The following is a 17,451-nucleotide window of genomic DNA, read 5'->3' as shown; positions in this document are numbered from 1 at the left end:
CGATGGTTGGGGGCGGGTTTATTTAGACCGCCATTAATCACCACAATTCACGATGGTTGGGGGCGGGTTTATTTAGACCTTCGTTGAATACCAAATTGACGGCGGAACCCGCCCCTACATTGCCATTATACATGGTTGGGGGCGGGTTTATTTAGACCGCCATTAATCACCACAATTCACGATGGTTGGGGGCGGGTTTATTTAGACCTTCGTTGAATACCAAATTGACGGCGGAACCCGCCCCTACATTGCCATTATACATGGTTGGGGGCGGGTTTATTTAGACCGCCATTAATCACCCAATTGACGGCGGAACCCGCCCCTACCCAATTATTAATTATTAATTATTAATTATTAATTATCAATTATTGCTTCTGGCGCAACGAAACCCGGCAAAAATTTCGCGGACATGGGGATAATACCAATTGCGAAAACTGCAACGCATAGCCCAGGGACGAGTTATCCAACTACCACCGCGCAAAACTTTATGTTGGTTATCAAAATAAGTTTCAGAATAACCACGATAGGGATAAAACTCAAATCCTTCATAACCCATAAAATTACTGCTAGTCCACTCCCACACATTACCCAATAAATCATAAACTCCAGCGGCGCTAACTCCTGAATAATACCTATCTACGGGAGTAGTTAGGGGTTGATTAGTAATATTTTTTCCCAGGGAGTTACAGTTACAATTTTCCGGTGTAGGGGGTTCTTCGCCCCAGGGATAAGTGCGTTTTTTTCCAGCTTCCCTATCCCAACTAGCGGCTTTTTCCCACTCGGCTTCTGTGGGAAGTCTCTTCCCGACAAAATTACAATAGGCTTCGGCTTCATACCAACTCACACCACAAACGGGGTGATTATCTAAACTAGGGTTATCAGTCCAATAAAGAGGTTGTTGGTAATGGTTATGTTTAAGCCACTCCCAACCATCATTAGACCACCATTTAGCTTTATGATAGCCTCCCGCCTCGATAAATTGGCGATATTGACCGCAGGTGACGGGGTAAGTATCAATCCAATATTGATCTAAATAACAACTATGAAGGCGGCGTTCATTATCCATTGCGTCAATGGCTTGATTTCCCATGGTCAACTGTCCGGCGGGTATTTCGACCTCGGAAACTGACAACATAGGGACATCAGAAAATAGGGAATAATTGCTGTTTTGTACCTCAAATCTATATAATTGTAGGACTATGGCGATGGTTTCTCCGTGTTGCGATTCATGTTGGACAATAAACCGCCATAGCCTTTCCTGTGTTTCTATCGGTGCGGTTTCTAAGTATTTGATAACTTGGGTTCTCACCAAGGATAAATACTCTAAAATAAACTCTAGGGAAGGAAGCTGAACTCGTTGATTTTTGGGGAGACCATCAGCGGTGAAAAGTTGCCTATATTCTGGATATAATGGTTGATGGCCGGCACATTCTTCTAATAGCCAATAGGCTTCGGTAAAGGCTATATGCCCTAAATGCCAACCTACAGGGCTAAAGTCTGGGTGAGGCTGGGCACAGAGGGTTTCTCGATCAATTCTTTCAATGAGTTTTAAGGTGCCGAGACGGCATTCATGCAGGGCGTGATAAATGGTCTGTTTGAGTGAGGGGGTGGATATGGATATCACAATCTTCTCCGACGCTAATTATACTTTGTTCTGGGCAAAGATGCCACTTTCCTGGAAATAAAGGTTCCGAAGCAATGATAACTGATTCTGGGAAGTTGGGATGATTCTTTAACCAGTAAAGACTGGGAGGAATACCTGCTACAGCATAGCGGGAAGCTACGATTTGCTTTCCATCACAAATAATCATATTAGCCAGAACTCGCACCTGCATTGTATGGGCGATTTTGTTAATGGTATATAATGTTTGTTCTAAGGCGGATATTATGCCAGCTATTCCTTGACTTTGTAGGCTATCTTTAAACAGGGCAAATAAATGCTCTGAGTCGGTGTTTCCTTCTATGGAACGATAGCTTGTATCTGTGAGGCGATCGCGAATGGGTTTATATAGAGTTTCTCGGAAATCCTGAATATAACCATTATGGATAAACATCAGTTTTCCTGACTGGAAAGGTTGACAGTTATTCAAGTTGACGGCTTGACCAGGAGTGGCGCTGCGAACATAAGCTAAAATTTGCCCTGACTCAATATAGCGGCTGAGAGGAGTTAAGTTTAAATCACTCCAAATTGGCTGAATATTACGATAGCGATAGGGTTCGGTGTCGGCGGTGGGATGATACCAACCAATCCCAAAACCATCGGCATTTAGCAAGGCTTCCCGCATTTCCTTGGGTTGGTAACTTTGCACAATTAAGGAATGTTCAGGCTTGCACAAAATTTGTTCAAGTTGAATCGGATATCCGATATAGCCCAGTAAACGACACATAGTTAATAATTCAAGGATAACCAGTACAAATTAAACCAGAGATTAGGTGATGCTGTCAGCTTTCATTGTTCACTAATTAGACTGATTAACAGCCTGATTAATGCTTCCCCATACCAAGACAAAAACCAATCCTTTGATTATAGCATAATTCGACATCACCAGTCAAGTATACCATACTAATTGTCATTGTCTATCGCTTGACTTGTGGATATTTCCATTCGTATGTATTGGGGAACACAAAGTTGGTCATAGAAACGGAGATACTGGGTTCTAAAGACCGAACATGATGCCACCAACCCACGGGAATAAAAATTACCTCTCCGGGTTCTAAAATAAATTCAATGGGTCTCACCTTTTGAAATAATGGATATTTTCGATAGTCAGGATTTTCTAAATCTACTTCGCTGAAAACTCCTATATGGTTATACAAAAAAGGTACTTGATAGGGAGGAATCATTCTGATCAATTTACGACCAGAAACTTGGGCTAATAATAAATTCACTGGGTCGTGATGCAAGGGGGTAACAGTTCCGGCGGGTCCATACCAAAAGAAGATACAACCTGATGTTTGTGTCGGGTCTAAATACTCTGTGAATATTTCCAGGTCATTTAACAATCCTTTGAATTCAGGACGGTCTAAGTTTCTATTATTAGCGACCATATAGTAGTCGTTGGTTTGTTTACCGGAAACAACCCAATCAATATAATCAGCAAATCGCACAGTTTTTTGATGGCGCTGTAGGTTGATTTCATAGTCGGGGTCGGCTTCTCTTCCTGCTTGAATTTCGACCATGGCTTGTCCATAATTCTGTTTAAGATATTCTGGAGTCCATAATTCTAATGCCCGCCAGTTTGTGAGAATATCAGTTAAAATTAAGGGGGTATTTCGGGAATAGTAACTCTCCAAAAATTCCGACCGAGATACCCAGGGTTTGCGGTCAATGCTTGGAGATGCTTCTGAGAGAGACGCTAATTGACTCTGAATGGTCAGCATTGACTCGACTTTTTGCAAGAGTTGCACAAACTGCTTTCCGGCTTGTAAATATGGGTGATTGGTGGCTTGGTTAACTGCCTCTAAAGCTAGTTTTACGTCGATGCCTTGTTCTACCATTTTCTCGACTAAAACATGATCGGGAAATTCCAGGAGTTTATTGACGGCTATCCACTGTTGCCAATGGTCAGATAATTTGGGTAATGGGGGTTGATTATTGACGGGAAGAGGCTGTTGATGCAGCCACTCTAAGCTAACTTTTTGGTCGGCGTGTATGGTGATATTAAGGGGAGGTAAGGTAATTTGTTTAATTTCCGGTTGATTCATCACTTTATATGGAGTTGCAAGGGTGGAATTTATCTATCAATTTTGTCGGGATTTTTAGGATTAATTATTAGTGGTATCAAATCGCCAAAATTGACGACTACTCCACAGAAAAGCTATGCCAAAGCTGAGGTTAAGCAAACCAATCATGGCGTTTCCCCACCCTATTAATTTCATGGTGAAACCGATCGCGATCGCCATGGACAGAATAGCTAAGGTAATCCATCCAAATCGTGCTAAAATAGGATGGAGCGTATCGGTTTGAGGTTCTCTGATCCAGTCAACTAGGCGATCGAACAGGACTTGACCCGTAAATAATCCGATAGTCAGGGAAACCATCGCCCATAAAGCGTGCCATTCATCTAAGAATAGCAGATAGGGCAGGTGAAACCATAGAATTGCACCGATCGCTAATAAACCCATACCTGCGACCATCCAAATGATACCAGCTATCCACGCTGGTGGGATTATTGGAGATGAGGGATTTTCCATAGTTTAGATCTATTTCCAAAGCCAGACCGACCCAGACAGCCAGTAAGACACAGCCAGCCTGGGAAGTTGTGATCAATTATAGATTAAGGTAACTATTCAGGCGGGCAACCATAAATAGTTGCCCTTACCTGTTAGGGATTATCTGGAAACTAGCATTTTAGGTAATTTTCCCAAACATATCCTTCCATGACAGGGGTATAGATATAAACCCACTTACCATCAGGCGATCGTTCCCACACTTCCACCTCAACACCATCCGGGAGACTGCCAATAATTCTACCACGAGGGGTAGCCCGAACATTCAGGGGAGTATCAGTCGGATCAGCGACAATACAGACGCGGGCGATTGACCTCTGATCTGCTTGTGTCTGGCTACTGCTTTCATCCCGATACCTTTGCCAAATCGACTCTCTGGCTACCGCCACACTATGGCTAATAGTCAGCAGAGAAACAACCCCTAAAAATAATAATCCTATTCCAATCCGCCGCCATTTACTCATGGTTCAACACTCCTTCTGTAGGTTAATGAAGCGGTAAATGCACCTGGAAAAGGATTCAAAACTGAACATCTGAATTATAAATCAAATCTCCCCAAATTAATCATCTGATTTTTTGGATAACATTTCGGCAAATTTGAGCAAGGTTGACCCATAGCGATCGCCAGCGACCTCCAGCAAATCATTATGACCAGCCCCCTCAACCCAGAGAGACATTCTCGGGCCGTCAAAACCATAATAAAGCCTCTGTCCGTGGTCAAAGGGAATCACCCGATCGCGATCGCCATGTATAATCAAAACCGGAACCTCGACATTTTGAAGATTAGCCAAATTGGGGAAACGGTCAAAAGGAAAAATAGGAATCCGCGTTACCACCCGGAATGTACTAATAAAACCACTTTCAATCACCAACCCCCCCACTAATTCCCGCGCCGCCAGGTGGGTTGAGGGACCACTACCGACCGATCGCCCGTAGACAATAATACGCTCAGGGGGAACCTGTAAAACTTGGGTAAGATGGTAATAAGCGGCTTCTATGGCTTGATAAGCGCCCGCCACCGAGGGTGTGGCGCCACTAAGCCCATAACCGGGATAGTCATAGGCGAATACAGAAAAACCGATATCCCGTAGATTTTCCAGGCGAGACCGAATATCCCCCAAATCTTCAGCATTACCGTGGCTGTAGAGAATGGTATACTTAGCGGTGGGATTGGGAAGATACAAAGCAGCAATGGGTACTCCGTCAGCGGTCGTCAGGAAAGTGAGATCCTGGGTTTTCTCATAACTGGGGGGACGAGGCAAAAAAATCAGGCGATCGCTTTTAAAATATGCCCAAACACCCACTATTATATAAATCGCCAAGATTGAAGTAACTATCCGGCGCAGAGAAAAGTCTCCAATAACCCATTTTTTGATTTTGGCATTATTCATAGATGATGAGGACCATAAATGACCATGGAATTTCCCGACGACCTCAAATATTTAGATAGCCACGAGTATGTGCGTCTTGATGGCGAAATTGCTACCATTGGTATTAGCGCCTTCGCCGTTGACCAATTAGGTGATATTGTGTTCTTAGAATTGCCCGATGTCAATGATGCCTTAGAGAAAGGCGAAACCTTTGGTAATGTGGAATCGGTCAAAGCCGTTGAGGAACTCAAGGCTCCCGTTAGTGGTACAGTTGTGGAACGTAATGATGCGATCGTAGAAGCACCGGAAGAATTAGCCGATGACCCCTATGGAGAAGGCTGGCTGCTGAAAGTCCGCATAGGCGATGAATCAGACCTTGATGATGCCCTATCTGCTGATGAATATAGGGCCTTAGTCGAAGGGGAATGAATCTGCCAAAAACCTACCTACCTAGTCTAAGACTGCGGGGCAGAACTTGCAATTTTTCCCATTTGGATTTAGACTGCCCTATCAAATAGAACATTAGCATGAGTTTTCATTGTCTATGCTGTGGCTATGGCGATCGCCTTTGCGTAAGTCATGCCAGATCAATCCCTAGGATTTGGTTTCTGAAAACTGCGACATTGAAAACGGTTTTCGCTTGCCATTTAGTTCTAACTGGGTTATAATCAATACAGCCCAACCTATACCCCTGCTTTAACCTAATTCAGGATCTCGCCATGCAGACCACAGTTAGTAACCAACTCAAATCTGAAAGCCTGGAGTTGCTGCGCGAGTACCAGCACTCCCCGTCTAACAGTGTCCGTAATCAACTTGTCCAAATCAACATTGGATTGGTCCGTAAAGAAGTCCACCACTGGCTCAACCAATGTACGGAAAGCTATGATGATTTGTTACAGGTGGGCTGTATTGGCTTGATTAGAGCCATAGAAAGGTTTGATATGTCTAAAGGTCATGCCTTTAGCTCCTTTGCTATTCCCTACATTCGCGGGGAAATTCAGCACTATTTGCGTGATAAGAGTCCCTCCGTCCGAGTTCCCCGTCAGTGGCTAACTCTACTGCGTAAAGCCACCCCATGTATTCAAGATTTACAAGTCAAGTTGGGACGCAAGCCGACCGATGCGGAAATAGCCTCAGCCCTAGAAATTTCTGTAGAGGAATGGAACCAGGTTAAACTTGCTTCCCAAAATAGATCTCTGTTGAGTTTAGACGCCCCCATTCAGGACGAAGAAGAAGGATCAACCAGCCTTGGTGATTTAGTTCCAGATACTCGTTACCGCAGTTTCCAACTAGCCCAAGAAGATCAAATTCGTCTCCAGCAAGCACTGGGACATTTAGAAGACGGGACTCGCAAAGTTTTAGAGTTTGTGTTTCTCTATGACCTCACCCAAAAAGAAACAGCGGAAAAATTGGGAATTAGTGCGGTTACAGTCTCTCGGCGAGTTAAACGGGGTTTAAGCCTGCTCAAAACCATGATGAATGGCTGATCCGATTCTGTATAGGTAGCCTGCATAGGTAGCCCCAAATAATTCACAAAAGCCCGATCCATTGCGTACCGGGCTTTTTTCGTCAATGGGGAATGGTGGTTTTGCGGTTTTCTCAGCGTACCCCTTGACAACTGATATCAGTTAATGATATCAATTAACTGTTATCAACATCGGTGATAATGCAGACACTTCCTCCAAAGACTAATCAATATCGAGAACTCCAAGTGGTAGGTGGGTTAAATGGGAAACATCGTCGCACTTTTAAGGCAATTTACACAAACCCGGTTCGGTCAGATATTGTCTGGACTGATGTTGAAAGTCTGTTTATAGCGCTGGGCGCGATCGCCCGCGAAGGGAGAGGATCTCGGGTACGGGTGGCCTTGAACGGTGTCAAAGCTGTTTTTCACGAACCACACCCGGAAAAAGAGATGGGTAAGGGTGCTGTTAAAAGCGTCCGGGAATTTTTAGAAAACGCGGGAGTTGCCCCCATGTCTGACTAAGATATCTATTAGAAAGGGGGTAACGAGCAATGTTACCCCTACCCAAAGTGACTCCAAAATATACTAACCAGTCCAGCCATTGCCGGATCGTGCCACAGAATTCTACAGATTATCCTAGAAACTTAATTTTACCATTTAGACGGTCAAGAACTGAGGGAAATATGCTGACATATAAGGGTTACAGTGGTCAAATTGAAGTTGATATAGAAAACGGCATCCTGTTTGGTCGCGTCTTGGATATTAGGGATACGATTACTTTTCAGGGAAAAACTGTTGAGGAAGCGAGTCAAGCCTTTCGTGACTCGGTTGATGATTATCTGGAGTTTTGCGAAGAGTTAGGGGAAAAACCTGATAAGCCTTTCTCTGGAAAATTGCCGTTTCGGACGACACCGGATCTACACCGAAAAATTTTTCTGGCGGCGGCTTCTGCGGGAAAAAGCATTAATGCTTGGATGGAAGAGGTTATAAAAGATGCAGCTAATCGTACTTTCCAGAACTAATGGAAGTTTTTGATCAGATAGCGGAAACCCTCTCCCGGCTCTCTCCCAGAGTGAGAGGGGGCCAGAGAGGGATTTTGATGATCCATTCAGGGGTTCAAGGTTGCTACATTTGGCGCATTTCAGCTTCAAGCATTCGGACTAAATTTTCATCTCCCTTGGCTCTAGCTACCTCAAGTCTATATTCCAGACGTTTTTGGATGTTAGCGCGATGGGTTTGGGATAGCTGGTTGACTTCTTTTCTAAAATCTTTGTTCATGATAAGCGGTTTTGATGTCAAGTTTATGGTTTAATCCTGCCTCCTCTATTATTATATCTCTATTCAACGGAGAATCAGCGATCGCCTCCCGAAAAATTTAATGTTTCGTAACCTAGGACACAGTTTTTGAACTGGCAAAATGTATGAGGGTGGTTATCGGTGACGGGCAAGAGGCGATGGGACTGGGTTACGGCTGGACGATCGCCGGATAGTGTGCTATTGAAGCAGTTGGAGCAATCGGGTAGTATCGAATTTTTCCGCCATAATTTGGGTCATACAGTCAACCTTAACCCGATCATGGATACGGACGCGACCAAAAGCGCGATCGATGCTTTCCACGGTGGTGAGAGTATCGAGGTCAACACACAAAATGGGAATCTCCAACTCTTCAGCGCGGGTAATCACAATTTGAGCTGGGGGAAGTTGACCGGTGAGAATCAAGCAATGGGTAGACTGTTCCAAAGCGGCCATTTGAATATCAGTGCGATCGCCGCCTGTCACCACCGCCATATTATGTGATTGGCTAAAATACTTCATGGCGGAACTAACATTCATCGCCCCCACACTGAGAGTTTCCACAATCAAATCCAAACGTTCGTGACCACAAACCACCTGGGCTTCAAGCTGCGCCACCAACTCGCGCACCGTGACACTACGAAGCAGCGCATTTCTAGGAAGGATACCCAAAACCGGAATCCCCGCATTTTCCAGAAAAGGCTTAATCTGAGTTTCGACCTTAGCAACCTGTTGGTCGGTGACATCATTAAGCACAATTGCGATTAAGCGATCGCCCAAACGTTCTTTCGCCGATAGTACCTCATCCAAGAGACTATGGGAGTGACAACGAACCACCAACATAACCGCCGTATCCAAAACCTCAGCCATGCGGGGTACAGATAAATTAAAAAGACTCCCCTCCTGTAAAGTTCCGGGACCCTCAAGCAACACCAAATTCCCAGCAATTTGCTGGAGATAGTGAGTCAAAGCCTGGTGATAATAATTTAGATCTTGATGATATAGATGTTTATCAATTGTTACCTGATCAAGCATTAAAATAGGCGATCGCATATAAACTTCCGAAAGCCCCAAAGTCTGAGCAATAAAGTCACAATCAGCATCAACTTGATGATCACAATCATCATCAAAATCAGTTCCCAAAGGTTTCCCGTAAGCAATATCAAACCCCAGATTCCGCAACTGAGGCACTAAACCGAGGGTGACAGCAGACTTACCACTAGAAGGCTCAATTGATCCAATTAATACATACTTAACGAGTTTAGCCACACCAGTAACTCCTAAACTTATCAAATCAGATTTAATTTTGACACGCTTAACGCACAGTCAACGTGAGTGTATCTATTTCATTCCATGTGTAGCAATTTTTTATAAAATTCCTGGGAAAAATCAATCACATGATGATGCTTGAAACTGTAGACCACCTGAATCAAGTGCTTCATAAACTCATAATTGGGCATCATCACTTCATAAGTTAGATCAGCATTATGCTCAAACATCACCCGACATCGAGTAAGGTCAGCCGGAAGCATAGAAGTATTCCAGGTGGCCACAAAAGGAATATCCTCACCCCCCTCGATTTTCCGTGCCCCCTCCAAACTCTTGTGTTGGTAGAGGCTCATAGACCAAGGCAAATATCGCCGTCTCTTTTCATCATAATAGGGTAGATAAACCACCAAGTCCCGTTTTTCAGCCTGTTTGAGGTCTTTGAGAATAGCAGCCGAATCACTCATCAGAAACCTCCGGGAGCTTGGAAACCCAGTGTCTTTAGACCTGGGAGGAAAAGTGACTCGTGCGGCTTTAGCCGCCTACTAGCTTGCAGCATATTGAAATCTCCATGAATTGAATGACAAGAACTTGATATCTGAAGGCTTCGCGTTTGGGCACAATCGCTTACCTGTTTCCAGAGAATGTAGACTCACTCGCCCTTTCGACGCACCGCCGATGTAGACAATGCCATATTTGGGATGCTTGGCGATTCCACCTCGCTTAAACCCTTCTGAAATCGTCCCACCATAAGGTGAACGAGTTCCGCCTTTACTGGGTTGAAATCGATGCAACTGTCTACGGTGAAATCGGAGCGGAATCACTACCATCAGTTCGTTGTTATCGGGTTGCTCGTGCCCTTCGGTGTACCAGTTTGCTAAGACCCAACTATCAACACAGTGAGCAGAAAACTTATCTGAAAGCTTCTGCTTTGATTTCTTGAGTCCTAACTGATTCCGAAGTTCTGCGGTTTCGTGTCCCTTCAGAGTGTGAAGAATTGCAATTCGCTCTAGCTCTGAGTAGAACCACTTCTTGCCCACTTCCATCGGACTGAATAAAACATTCCACTGGCCACAGTTCTTGAACGTCCGCGCTTTGATGTCTTCGACAACAAAGGCAGTAACCGGGAATAACTTGGTGAGCCAGTGACAGATTCGTAATTTCCATTGCCATCGCGCTTTCGTGCTAGGTGGGATTCCGCCTCGCTTACGATTTGGGCAATTCTTCCGGCAAGGAGTATTACGGTATCTTCGCGCTCTCCGAGCATTGCGCTTCGCTTCGACGGCATTCTTGACCCAATCCACTGCATGAGCCTGGATATTGAGATAGGTTCTCGTTCTTGACTTCACCGTAAAGCCTTCACGCTTTGAACCTGGAGCCATCCCAACCGCAAGAGGTTGAGTGAATCGTGATGATGGCTCTACATTCAGACGGGCACACAGTACGCCTTTCTTGTAGAACAAGGTTGCTTTGCCTGACTTGTTCCACCGAATTGCTCGGTTCAAGGTCGTGGGCATTAGTGGACGCTGATTTATATCGACAACTGGTACAGATTGCATGGCGGTAAGCCGTTAATGTACATCTCTTCGACGCTGACGACTCAAGGGACTAGGGATTAGAGAAGTGTCTCTAGTGTTGGTTGCGCTGCCACGCGCTAAGTCGTTCAGTTTGCCTTGTGGCGTAGTCTAGTCCTCGTGTTTAACCTGAACTTGCTCTATGGCTTGAGCTTATTCAAGCCCCGTCTCTTTAGAGCGGGGTACATGACAATTAAATTCCTGCTCATTGTATCACTCCATCTTAGCGGTTCTGGGAAACTCGGTATAGAGGTTAAGGGGGTAGAGGTTAAGGGGAATTGGTTATGAGCGTTGTCCCACCCCATCGGGCCAACCACCTGGTCTGGCAATTATTCCGTGGGGAGCAAATTCTTGGATCAATGGCTGCAAAAAGGTGAAATACTGCACAATGATAGAGAACAATTGAAGTCAAATTTATCAATGCCAGAGAAATCTTGGCTGAACCGTCAGCGTCAACATCAAACCAGTAGAGGTGCAACGGAGTTATTTGATATGCACCATAACCATCGTGATTCGGGAGTTACAGACTCCAATAGTCAAAATTATAGATTCCCTCCGGGGATTAGGCGTTTTCGTCTTCTTTCCCGTCGGCGGGGATGGGGGGGGTCTCAACCCCAGAAACCTGAGCAAGCTAATAAACTTAATATCCCCCCAGAATGTTATCAGAATCGGCGAGGCAAAGCAGCGATCGCCCTAAGCCTGATTTGGAGTCTGATGATTATCGGGCACTTGATTTCCTGGGGATATTGGTTAATTCTGGGATTAACTGGGTTATTAGTAATTCAAGCTATCCGCATTGTGTGGGCTGGCCACCGTGGGTTAGATATTAACCCGGAACATAGGCCAGAAGAATTGCCCTTTGTCTCCCTACTGGTGGCTGCTAAAAATGAAGAGGCTGTGATTGGCAATTTAGTCAAGAATCTCTGCGCTCTCAACTATCCTAGTCATTGCTATGAACTGTGGGTGATTGATGATAATAGTAGCGATCGCACTCCCATAGTTCTCCAGGAATTAGCCAAAGAGTATCAACAACTGCACATTCTGCACCGAGACGAAAACGCCACTGGTGGCAAATCGGGCGCACTCAATCAAGCCCTACCCCTCACCCGTGGTAAAATACTAGGGGTTTTTGATGCCGATGCTACTGTGGACTCAGATCTGCTACAACAGGTGATTCCCAAATTTCAGGCGGAACAAGTGGGAGCCGTTCAACTCCAAAAGGCGATCGCCAATAGCAACTTCAACTTTTTAACCCGTTGTCAAGCCTCAGAGATGGCTTTAGATGCCTTTTTCCAGAAACAGCGAGTAGCTGTGGGCGGTATTGGGGAACTGCGGGGAAATGGGGAGTTTATTCGTCGCGCCGCCCTCGAAAGCTGTGGCGGATGGTGTGAACAAACCATTACCGATGATCTCGATTTAACCATTCGTCTGCACTTAGACCATTGGGATATCGAATTTCTGGATACTTCCGTCGTCTTTGAAGAAGGAGTTACCAATTGGGTCGCCCTCTGGCATCAGCGGAACCGTTGGGCTGAGGGAGGATATCAAAGATATCTCGACTATGGGAAATTCATCATCGCTAACCGTATGGGAGTTGGCAAAACCTTTGATTTATTCGGGTTTTTGATTACCCAGTACATCTTACCCATGGCTGCCATTCCCGATTTATTCATGTCATTGATTCTCCGTCGCCCCCCCATTACCAGCCCCCTGACTCTATTAGCAGTTAGTCTGTCGCTGATCGGAATGTTTATCGGCTTGCGGCGTACTGTTAGCCGTGGAAATATGCCATCCCAGAAAACTAATTCACCTGATAACTTAACCACAGATGGCGATCGCCAAGCGGCTACCGAGTCATTAGGCAAATATTATCCCCCACTTTCCTACATGACGACATTGTTCCAAACCCTGCGTGGTACCGTGTATATGTTTCATTGGTTCATTGTCGTTGCCAGTGCCACGGCCCGGATCAGTGTGCGTCCCAAACGCCTGAAATGGGTGAAGACGGTTCATCAAGGAACCCTAAACCATCAATGAGGAACCACCCATGGATTTGCTAGAGTACCAAGCTAAAACCCTATTTCGTCAGATGGCAATTCCCGTATTGCCTTCCCAGAGAATTGATTTTGCTCATGACCTCAAAGGATTAACCATCCCCTATCCTGTGGTTCTCAAATCCCAAGTTCGGGCTGGGGGACGGGGAAAAGCTGGTGGTATCAAGTTTGTGGAAAATACCATTGATGCAGTGGCTGCGGCTCAATGTATTTTTAATCTGGCTATTCAAGATGAATATCCCCAAGTCCTACTGGCTGAAGCTAAATATGATGCCGATCAAGAAGTATATCTGGCGGTGATTCTTGATCCGGTGACTCGCCGCCCCCTATTATTGGGGTCTGTGCAGGGGGGAGTTAACGTTGAGGCTACCATGTTCCATATTCAAAAGGTCGTCGTAGATCAGGAATTTTCCCCTTTTTATGCTCGCCGTCTGACGGTGAAAATGGGATTACAAGAACACCATGTCCTATCTGTCAGTAACATTTTGGAGAAAATGTATCGGCTATTTGTCGAGAAAGACTTAGATTTGGTGGAAATTAACCCCCTGGGGATTAGTTCCACGGGCGAGTTAATGGCTCTTGATGGGAAGGTGGTCGCTAATAATCAGGCTTTGGAGAGACACCCGGATTTAGTTCTGTTGGTTAATGAACAATGTTCAGATACTAGCGCAATTGAGCCAACGGATTTACCCACTAATCAACCCAATTTTGTCGAACTTGATGGCAATATTGGTATCATCTGCAATGGGGCTGCTTTAACTATGACTACCCTAGATCAGATTATAGCAACTAAGGGAAAACCTGCTAATTTCTTCAACTTGGGAGGAGAAGATCATTTTGACCTGACCGAAACACTGTTGCAGAATTTCTATGAGGGACTAACATTGGTCATGGCATCCGATCGCATTAAAGTCGTGATGATTAACTGGCTGGGACACCAGACTACTACTGATCAACTGGCTGAGGCGATCGCCAACTTTTTACAGCGCCAAAATCAGAGCAATACTCTCCCGCATTTTGTCCTACGTTTGCAAGTCACTGAACCAGAGAGTAACCTAGCTAAATTTGCTGATTTACCTGTGGAAATTGTGGCAAATTTCGATGATGCGGTTAAACGAACCGTCGCTTTATCTCGGTAGGTAAGGGTTCAGAAATAATCTCCTGTAGATAGAGGCTGTTTACTGAACCCGCCCGGACATAGCTGCATGGTTTCTGATTAATTATAGCTTGAAAAAATATGAATTTAACTCCAGATAGTAAAGTCATTATTCAGGGGTTGAGGGATTCTGAACCTTCCCTAAAGGCAGCCCTCAATATGAAAGCATATAGCACTAATATCGTCGCCTGTGTCAGCGCCGGAAGAGGTGGGGATATCATCCATGAAATCCCATTTTTTGACCTAGTAGAACAGGCTCAAGCCGCCGTAGGACCTGTAGATACTAGCGTCATTTTGGTTCACCCTTATGACGTTCTTGATGCGGCATTAGAGGCTATTGATGCCGGAATTAGACAGCTTGTAATTGTTACTGAAGGAATGCCACCCCTCGATATGGTGCGTTTGGTCAGAAAGGCGGAAGCCACCGAAACTTTAGTTGTCGGTCCTAATTGTCCTGGTATTATTGTCCCCGGTAAACTATTATTGGGAACCCATCCTCCTCAATTTTATACCCCCGGTTCTATTGGCTTAATTAGTCGCAGTAGCACCCTCACTTATGAAGTCGCTCAAGCCTTGACTGATGCCAAATTGGGGCAGTCTATTAGTGTCTGTATTGGTAGTGATTTAATTGTCGGTTCCTCCTTTATTCAATGGCTCCAGATTTTAGATGAAGATGACCATACAGATGCCATTGTTTTGGTGGGAGAAGTTGGCGGCTCTAGTGAAGAAGAAGCAGCCTCTTATATTGCCGAAACTATTGATAAACCCGTGGTAGCTTATATTACCGGTCTCCATACTCCTAAAGCTCAATTGATTAGTCATGCTAGTACAATTATCACTTCCAGATTTACCCAAGACCTTCACCCAGGGACGGCTCAGAGTAAAATTTCCGTATTTGAAAAAGCTAAAATCCCCGTGGCTTCTAGTCCCTATCACCTGCCTGAGTTATTGAAAAAGTGCCTTAAAAAAAATCGCGCCTCTAAGTAAATCTCCAACGGCTTTAGGATGATGTATAATAGGAGAAAATGTCAACTTTTAACTAGCAATTAAATGGCTGCTAATCCTCAAAAAATCATCCTATGGTATCGGCATGATCTGCGGTTACATGACCATGAACCCCTAGATTTGGCTACCTCCACTCAAGCGCAAATTATCCCCCTCTACTGTTTCGACCCCAGACAGTTTGCCAAAACTTCCTTTGGTTTCCCGAAAATGGGGGGATTTCGGGGTAAATTTCTGTTAGAAAGTGTCGCGGATTTACGCCATAATTTGCAAAAAATTGGTAGTAACTTATTAGTAAGAATAGGTGAGCCAGAAACGGTTATATTTGACCTGGTTAAACAATTAAATATTGATGCGGTTTATTACCATAAAGAAGTTACCACCGAAGAATTAGCAGTAGAAAGGGCATTAGAGAAAGCCTTAACCCCCCTGGGAGTTGAGGTAAAATCTTTCTGGGGAGCCACATTATATCATCCCAAAGAATTACCCTTTCCCATTGAAAAACTACCGGAACTTTTTACCAACTTCCGTAAACAGGTCGAGAAAAAATCAATTATTTACCCGCCATATACCCCCCCTAAGCAATTACCGACATTCCCAGATATTGAACCAGGAGAAATCCCAACTTTGGCGGAACTTGGTATCACAAAATTACCCTTTGATAGCCGGGCTGTCTTGGATTTTGTCGGTGGAGAAACGGCGGGTTTAACCAGATTAAATGATTATTTTTGGCAGCGAGATTGTCTCAAAAACTATAAACAAACTCGTAATGGGATGTTAGGCTCTGATTATTCGTCGAAATTTTCTCCCTGGTTAGCTAATGGTTGTCTATCTCCTCGATGGATTTATCAACAGGTGTGCGATTATGAACAACAACGAGTTAAAAATGATTCCACTTATTGGCTGGTTTTTGAATTATTATGGCGGGATTATTTCCGGTTTATTTGTCTGAAACATGGGCGTAAGGTGTTCTATAAATCGGGTTTACAGGGTGTCAAAATTCCCTGGGGAGAAAATTGGCAACAGTTCCAGAGTTGGTGTGATGGACTGACGGGGTTTCCCCTGGTAGATGCGAATATGCGAGAGTTGGCTGCTACGGGGTTTATGTCTAATCGAGGACGGCAAAATGTGGCGAGTTTTTTAACTAAGAATTTGGGCATAAATTGGCAAATGGGGGCGGAGTGGTTTGAGTCTCTCCTGATTGATTATGATGTCTGTAGTAATTGGGGTAATTGGAATTATACGGCGGGGGTGGGTAATGATGGCAGGGGATTTCGCTATTTTAATATAGCTAAACAGTCCCAGGATTATGACCCGATGGGGGATTATGTGAAACATTGGCTACCAGAATTAGCGTCTATTCCTCATGGTAAGGTTCACTCTCCCTGGCGTTTATCTAATCAAGAACAGATCAGGTTTGGGATGCGTTTGGGGGTGGATTATCCCTATCCTATGGTGGATCTGCAAAGGTCGGTAGAAGCTAATCGCCGGATTTATGAGAAATCCTGACAAATGACCTGAAATAACTATGGGATTGGTGTGAATTAAAAAAAAGTCAAAATGGAGGGTATACAGTCGGTGAGTTGTGATTGCTGTGAAATGGTGAGGTTTTCCAAGTCGCCCCAAAAGTTGCGCCTGTTGGGGATAGCTTTAATTTCGATCCTGGGTTTTGCTGGGGTAGAGGCGGTGGTGGGATGGGTTAGTCATAGTATGGCTTTGACGGCTGACTCTGGTCACATGGCGGCGGATGGGTTGGCGATCGCTTTAGCGATTTTAGCGGCTTCTGTGGCGCGACGTTATCGGGGAATTGAGGTCTGGGCGGCTTTGTTGAATGGGGTGGGACTTTTGGTAATGGCGATCGCCATTGGTCTGGAGGCGATCCGACACCTACAAAATCCCCCGGAAACCATTTTGAGTTTACCTATGTTGGTAGTTGCGATCATTGGTTTGGGGGTCAATGGCTTTAATATCATGCTGTTGCACCGAGATGGTCAACAGGACCTGAATATGCGGGGGGTTTTGCTTCATATCTTAGCTGATA

General features: G+C 44.8%; 19 protein-coding genes. 9 read left to right on the top strand and 10 right to left on the bottom strand.

Going from position 1 to position 17,451, the window contains the following annotated elements; all coding sequences use genetic code 11:
- Positions 1-361: 361 nt before the first annotated feature.
- The 6 genes from ACTIE0_RS09690 to ACTIE0_RS09665 all read right to left on the bottom strand — a co-directional run bounded on the left by ACTIE0_RS09690 (position 362) and on the right by ACTIE0_RS09665 (position 5,621).
- Positions 362-1,624 carry an SUMF1/EgtB/PvdO family nonheme iron enzyme gene (locus tag ACTIE0_RS09690; protein WP_006669078.1) on the bottom strand — a complete coding sequence of 421 codons (1,263 nt, stop codon included), beginning with the start codon at positions 1,622-1,624 and terminating at the stop codon, positions 362-364.
- Positions 1,569-2,387, bottom strand: a complete 819-nt coding sequence (gene egtC, locus ACTIE0_RS09685; RefSeq protein WP_006621392.1) for an ergothioneine biosynthesis protein EgtC — start codon at positions 2,385-2,387, stop codon at positions 1,569-1,571. Before egtC ends, ACTIE0_RS09690 begins: the two co-directional genes overlap by 56 nt.
- 190 nt (positions 2,388-2,577) lie before the next feature.
- On the bottom strand, positions 2,578-3,705 hold the full coding sequence (locus ACTIE0_RS09680; protein ID WP_006621393.1) for a cupin-like domain-containing protein: 1,128 nt from the start codon (positions 3,703-3,705) through the stop codon (positions 2,578-2,580).
- A 60-nt stretch (positions 3,706-3,765) separates the two neighbouring features.
- Positions 3,766-4,194, bottom strand: coding sequence for a hypothetical protein (locus ACTIE0_RS09675; protein WP_006669079.1), 429 nt, complete (start codon positions 4,192-4,194; stop codon positions 3,766-3,768).
- A 149-nt stretch (positions 4,195-4,343) separates the two neighbouring features.
- Positions 4,344-4,694, bottom strand: a complete 351-nt coding sequence (locus ACTIE0_RS09670) for an SH3 domain-containing protein (RefSeq protein ID WP_006621395.1) — start codon at positions 4,692-4,694, stop codon at positions 4,344-4,346.
- Positions 4,695-4,790: 96 nt separating this feature from the next.
- The gene (locus ACTIE0_RS09665) at positions 4,791-5,621 is read right to left on the bottom strand and encodes an alpha/beta hydrolase (protein ID WP_006621396.1); all 831 of its coding nucleotides are present in this window, start codon (positions 5,619-5,621) and stop codon (positions 4,791-4,793) included.
- Positions 5,622-5,639: 18 nt separating this feature from the next.
- Between ACTIE0_RS09665 and gcvH the strand changes: the two genes are divergently transcribed.
- The 4 genes from gcvH to ACTIE0_RS09645 all read left to right on the top strand — a co-directional run bounded on the left by gcvH (position 5,640) and on the right by ACTIE0_RS09645 (position 8,087).
- On the top strand, positions 5,640-6,029 hold the full coding sequence (gcvH, locus tag ACTIE0_RS09660; RefSeq protein ID WP_006621397.1) for a glycine cleavage system protein GcvH: 390 nt from the start codon (positions 5,640-5,642) through the stop codon (positions 6,027-6,029).
- 290 nt (positions 6,030-6,319) lie between these two features.
- Entirely contained in the window at positions 6,320-7,087 is a 768-nt protein-coding gene (locus ACTIE0_RS09655; protein ID WP_006621399.1) for an RNA polymerase sigma factor SigF, read from the top strand.
- A 179-nt stretch (positions 7,088-7,266) separates the two neighbouring features.
- Complete coding sequence (locus ACTIE0_RS09650) at positions 7,267-7,587, top strand: type II toxin-antitoxin system HicA family toxin (RefSeq protein ID WP_006621400.1); 321 nt, start codon at positions 7,267-7,269, stop codon at positions 7,585-7,587.
- 161 nt (positions 7,588-7,748) lie between these two features.
- A complete protein-coding gene (locus tag ACTIE0_RS09645) occupies positions 7,749-8,087 on the top strand; it encodes a type II toxin-antitoxin system HicB family antitoxin (RefSeq protein ID WP_006621401.1) in 339 nt (112 codons plus the stop codon).
- 103 nt (positions 8,088-8,190) lie between these two features.
- Here ACTIE0_RS09645 and pirA read toward each other — a convergent pair whose 3' ends face one another.
- From pirA to ACTIE0_RS09625, 4 genes are all read right to left on the bottom strand, one after another.
- Entirely contained in the window at positions 8,191-8,343 is a 153-nt protein-coding gene (gene pirA, locus ACTIE0_RS09640; RefSeq protein ID WP_006669082.1) for an arginine synthesis PII-interacting regulator PirA, read from the bottom strand.
- Between the two features lie 216 nt (positions 8,344-8,559).
- Entirely contained in the window at positions 8,560-9,627 is a 1,068-nt protein-coding gene (locus ACTIE0_RS09635; protein ID WP_006669083.1) for a phosphotransacetylase family protein, read from the bottom strand.
- A gap of 77 nt (positions 9,628-9,704) precedes the next feature.
- Entirely contained in the window at positions 9,705-10,091 is a 387-nt protein-coding gene (gene ebsA / locus ACTIE0_RS09630; RefSeq protein ID WP_006621404.1) for a type IV pilus biogenesis protein EbsA, read from the bottom strand.
- Positions 10,092-10,169: 78 nt separating this feature from the next.
- Entirely contained in the window at positions 10,170-11,183 is a 1,014-nt protein-coding gene (locus ACTIE0_RS09625; protein WP_006621405.1) for an RRXRR domain-containing protein, read from the bottom strand.
- A gap of 435 nt (positions 11,184-11,618) precedes the next feature.
- Here ACTIE0_RS09625 and ACTIE0_RS09620 point away from each other — a divergent pair, with 435 nt between their 5' ends.
- The 5 genes from ACTIE0_RS09620 to ACTIE0_RS09600 form a co-directional block, all read left to right on the top strand.
- Complete coding sequence (locus tag ACTIE0_RS09620; RefSeq protein ID WP_006621406.1) at positions 11,619-13,235, top strand: glycosyltransferase family 2 protein; 1,617 nt, start codon at positions 11,619-11,621, stop codon at positions 13,233-13,235.
- A gap of 10 nt (positions 13,236-13,245) precedes the next feature.
- The gene (locus ACTIE0_RS09615; RefSeq protein WP_006621407.1) at positions 13,246-14,391 is read left to right on the top strand and encodes an ATP-grasp domain-containing protein; all 1,146 of its coding nucleotides are present in this window, start codon (positions 13,246-13,248) and stop codon (positions 14,389-14,391) included.
- A gap of 98 nt (positions 14,392-14,489) precedes the next feature.
- Positions 14,490-15,395, top strand: coding sequence for a succinate--CoA ligase subunit alpha (locus ACTIE0_RS09610; protein ID WP_006669086.1), 906 nt, complete (start codon positions 14,490-14,492; stop codon positions 15,393-15,395).
- 63 nt (positions 15,396-15,458) lie between these two features.
- A complete protein-coding gene (locus ACTIE0_RS09605; protein ID WP_006621409.1) occupies positions 15,459-16,919 on the top strand; it encodes a DASH family cryptochrome in 1,461 nt (486 codons plus the stop codon).
- 51 nt (positions 16,920-16,970) lie between these two features.
- A partial coding sequence (locus ACTIE0_RS09600; RefSeq protein ID WP_439516888.1) for a cation diffusion facilitator family transporter occupies positions 16,971-17,451 on the top strand: 481 nt, incomplete at its 3' end.

The sequence above is a fragment of the Limnospira sp. genome (assembly GCF_051859755.1).
GTDB classification, from domain to species: Bacteria; Cyanobacteriota; Cyanobacteriia; order Cyanobacteriales; family Microcoleaceae; genus Limnospira; species Limnospira fusiformis.
This window is presented reverse-complemented; position numbering and strand designations above follow the sequence as displayed.

Bases quoted from the DNA above. Each gene is read 5' to 3' on its own strand.
- ACTIE0_RS09615 (WP_006621407.1), top strand. From the start codon at position 13,246: ATGGATTTGCTAGAGTACCAAGCTAAAACCCTATTTCGTCAGATGGCA.
- ACTIE0_RS09675 (WP_006669079.1), bottom strand. From the start codon at position 4,194: ATGGAAAATCCCTCATCTCCAATAATCCCACCAGCGTGGATAGCTGGT.
- ACTIE0_RS09645 (WP_006621401.1), top strand. From the start codon at position 7,749: ATGCTGACATATAAGGGTTACAGTGGTCAAATTGAAGTTGATATAGAA.
- ACTIE0_RS09650 (WP_006621400.1), top strand. From the start codon at position 7,267: ATGCAGACACTTCCTCCAAAGACTAATCAATATCGAGAACTCCAAGTG.
- ACTIE0_RS09605 (WP_006621409.1), top strand. From the start codon at position 15,459: ATGGCTGCTAATCCTCAAAAAATCATCCTATGGTATCGGCATGATCTG.
- pirA (WP_006669082.1), bottom strand. From the start codon at position 8,343: ATGAACAAAGATTTTAGAAAAGAAGTCAACCAGCTATCCCAAACCCAT.
- egtC (WP_006621392.1), bottom strand. From the start codon at position 2,387: ATGTGTCGTTTACTGGGCTATATCGGATATCCGATTCAACTTGAACAA.
- gcvH (WP_006621397.1), top strand. From the start codon at position 5,640: ATGACCATGGAATTTCCCGACGACCTCAAATATTTAGATAGCCACGAG.
- ACTIE0_RS09625 (WP_006621405.1), bottom strand. From the start codon at position 11,183: ATGCAATCTGTACCAGTTGTCGATATAAATCAGCGTCCACTAATGCCC.
- ACTIE0_RS09665 (WP_006621396.1), bottom strand. From the start codon at position 5,621: ATGAATAATGCCAAAATCAAAAAATGGGTTATTGGAGACTTTTCTCTG.
- ebsA (WP_006621404.1), bottom strand. From the start codon at position 10,091: ATGAGTGATTCGGCTGCTATTCTCAAAGACCTCAAACAGGCTGAAAAA.
- ACTIE0_RS09655 (WP_006621399.1), top strand. From the start codon at position 6,320: ATGCAGACCACAGTTAGTAACCAACTCAAATCTGAAAGCCTGGAGTTG.
- ACTIE0_RS09610 (WP_006669086.1), top strand. From the start codon at position 14,490: ATGAATTTAACTCCAGATAGTAAAGTCATTATTCAGGGGTTGAGGGAT.
- ACTIE0_RS09620 (WP_006621406.1), top strand. From the start codon at position 11,619: ATGCCAGAGAAATCTTGGCTGAACCGTCAGCGTCAACATCAAACCAGT.
- ACTIE0_RS09670 (WP_006621395.1), bottom strand. From the start codon at position 4,694: ATGAGTAAATGGCGGCGGATTGGAATAGGATTATTATTTTTAGGGGTT.
- ACTIE0_RS09680 (WP_006621393.1), bottom strand. From the start codon at position 3,705: ATGAATCAACCGGAAATTAAACAAATTACCTTACCTCCCCTTAATATC.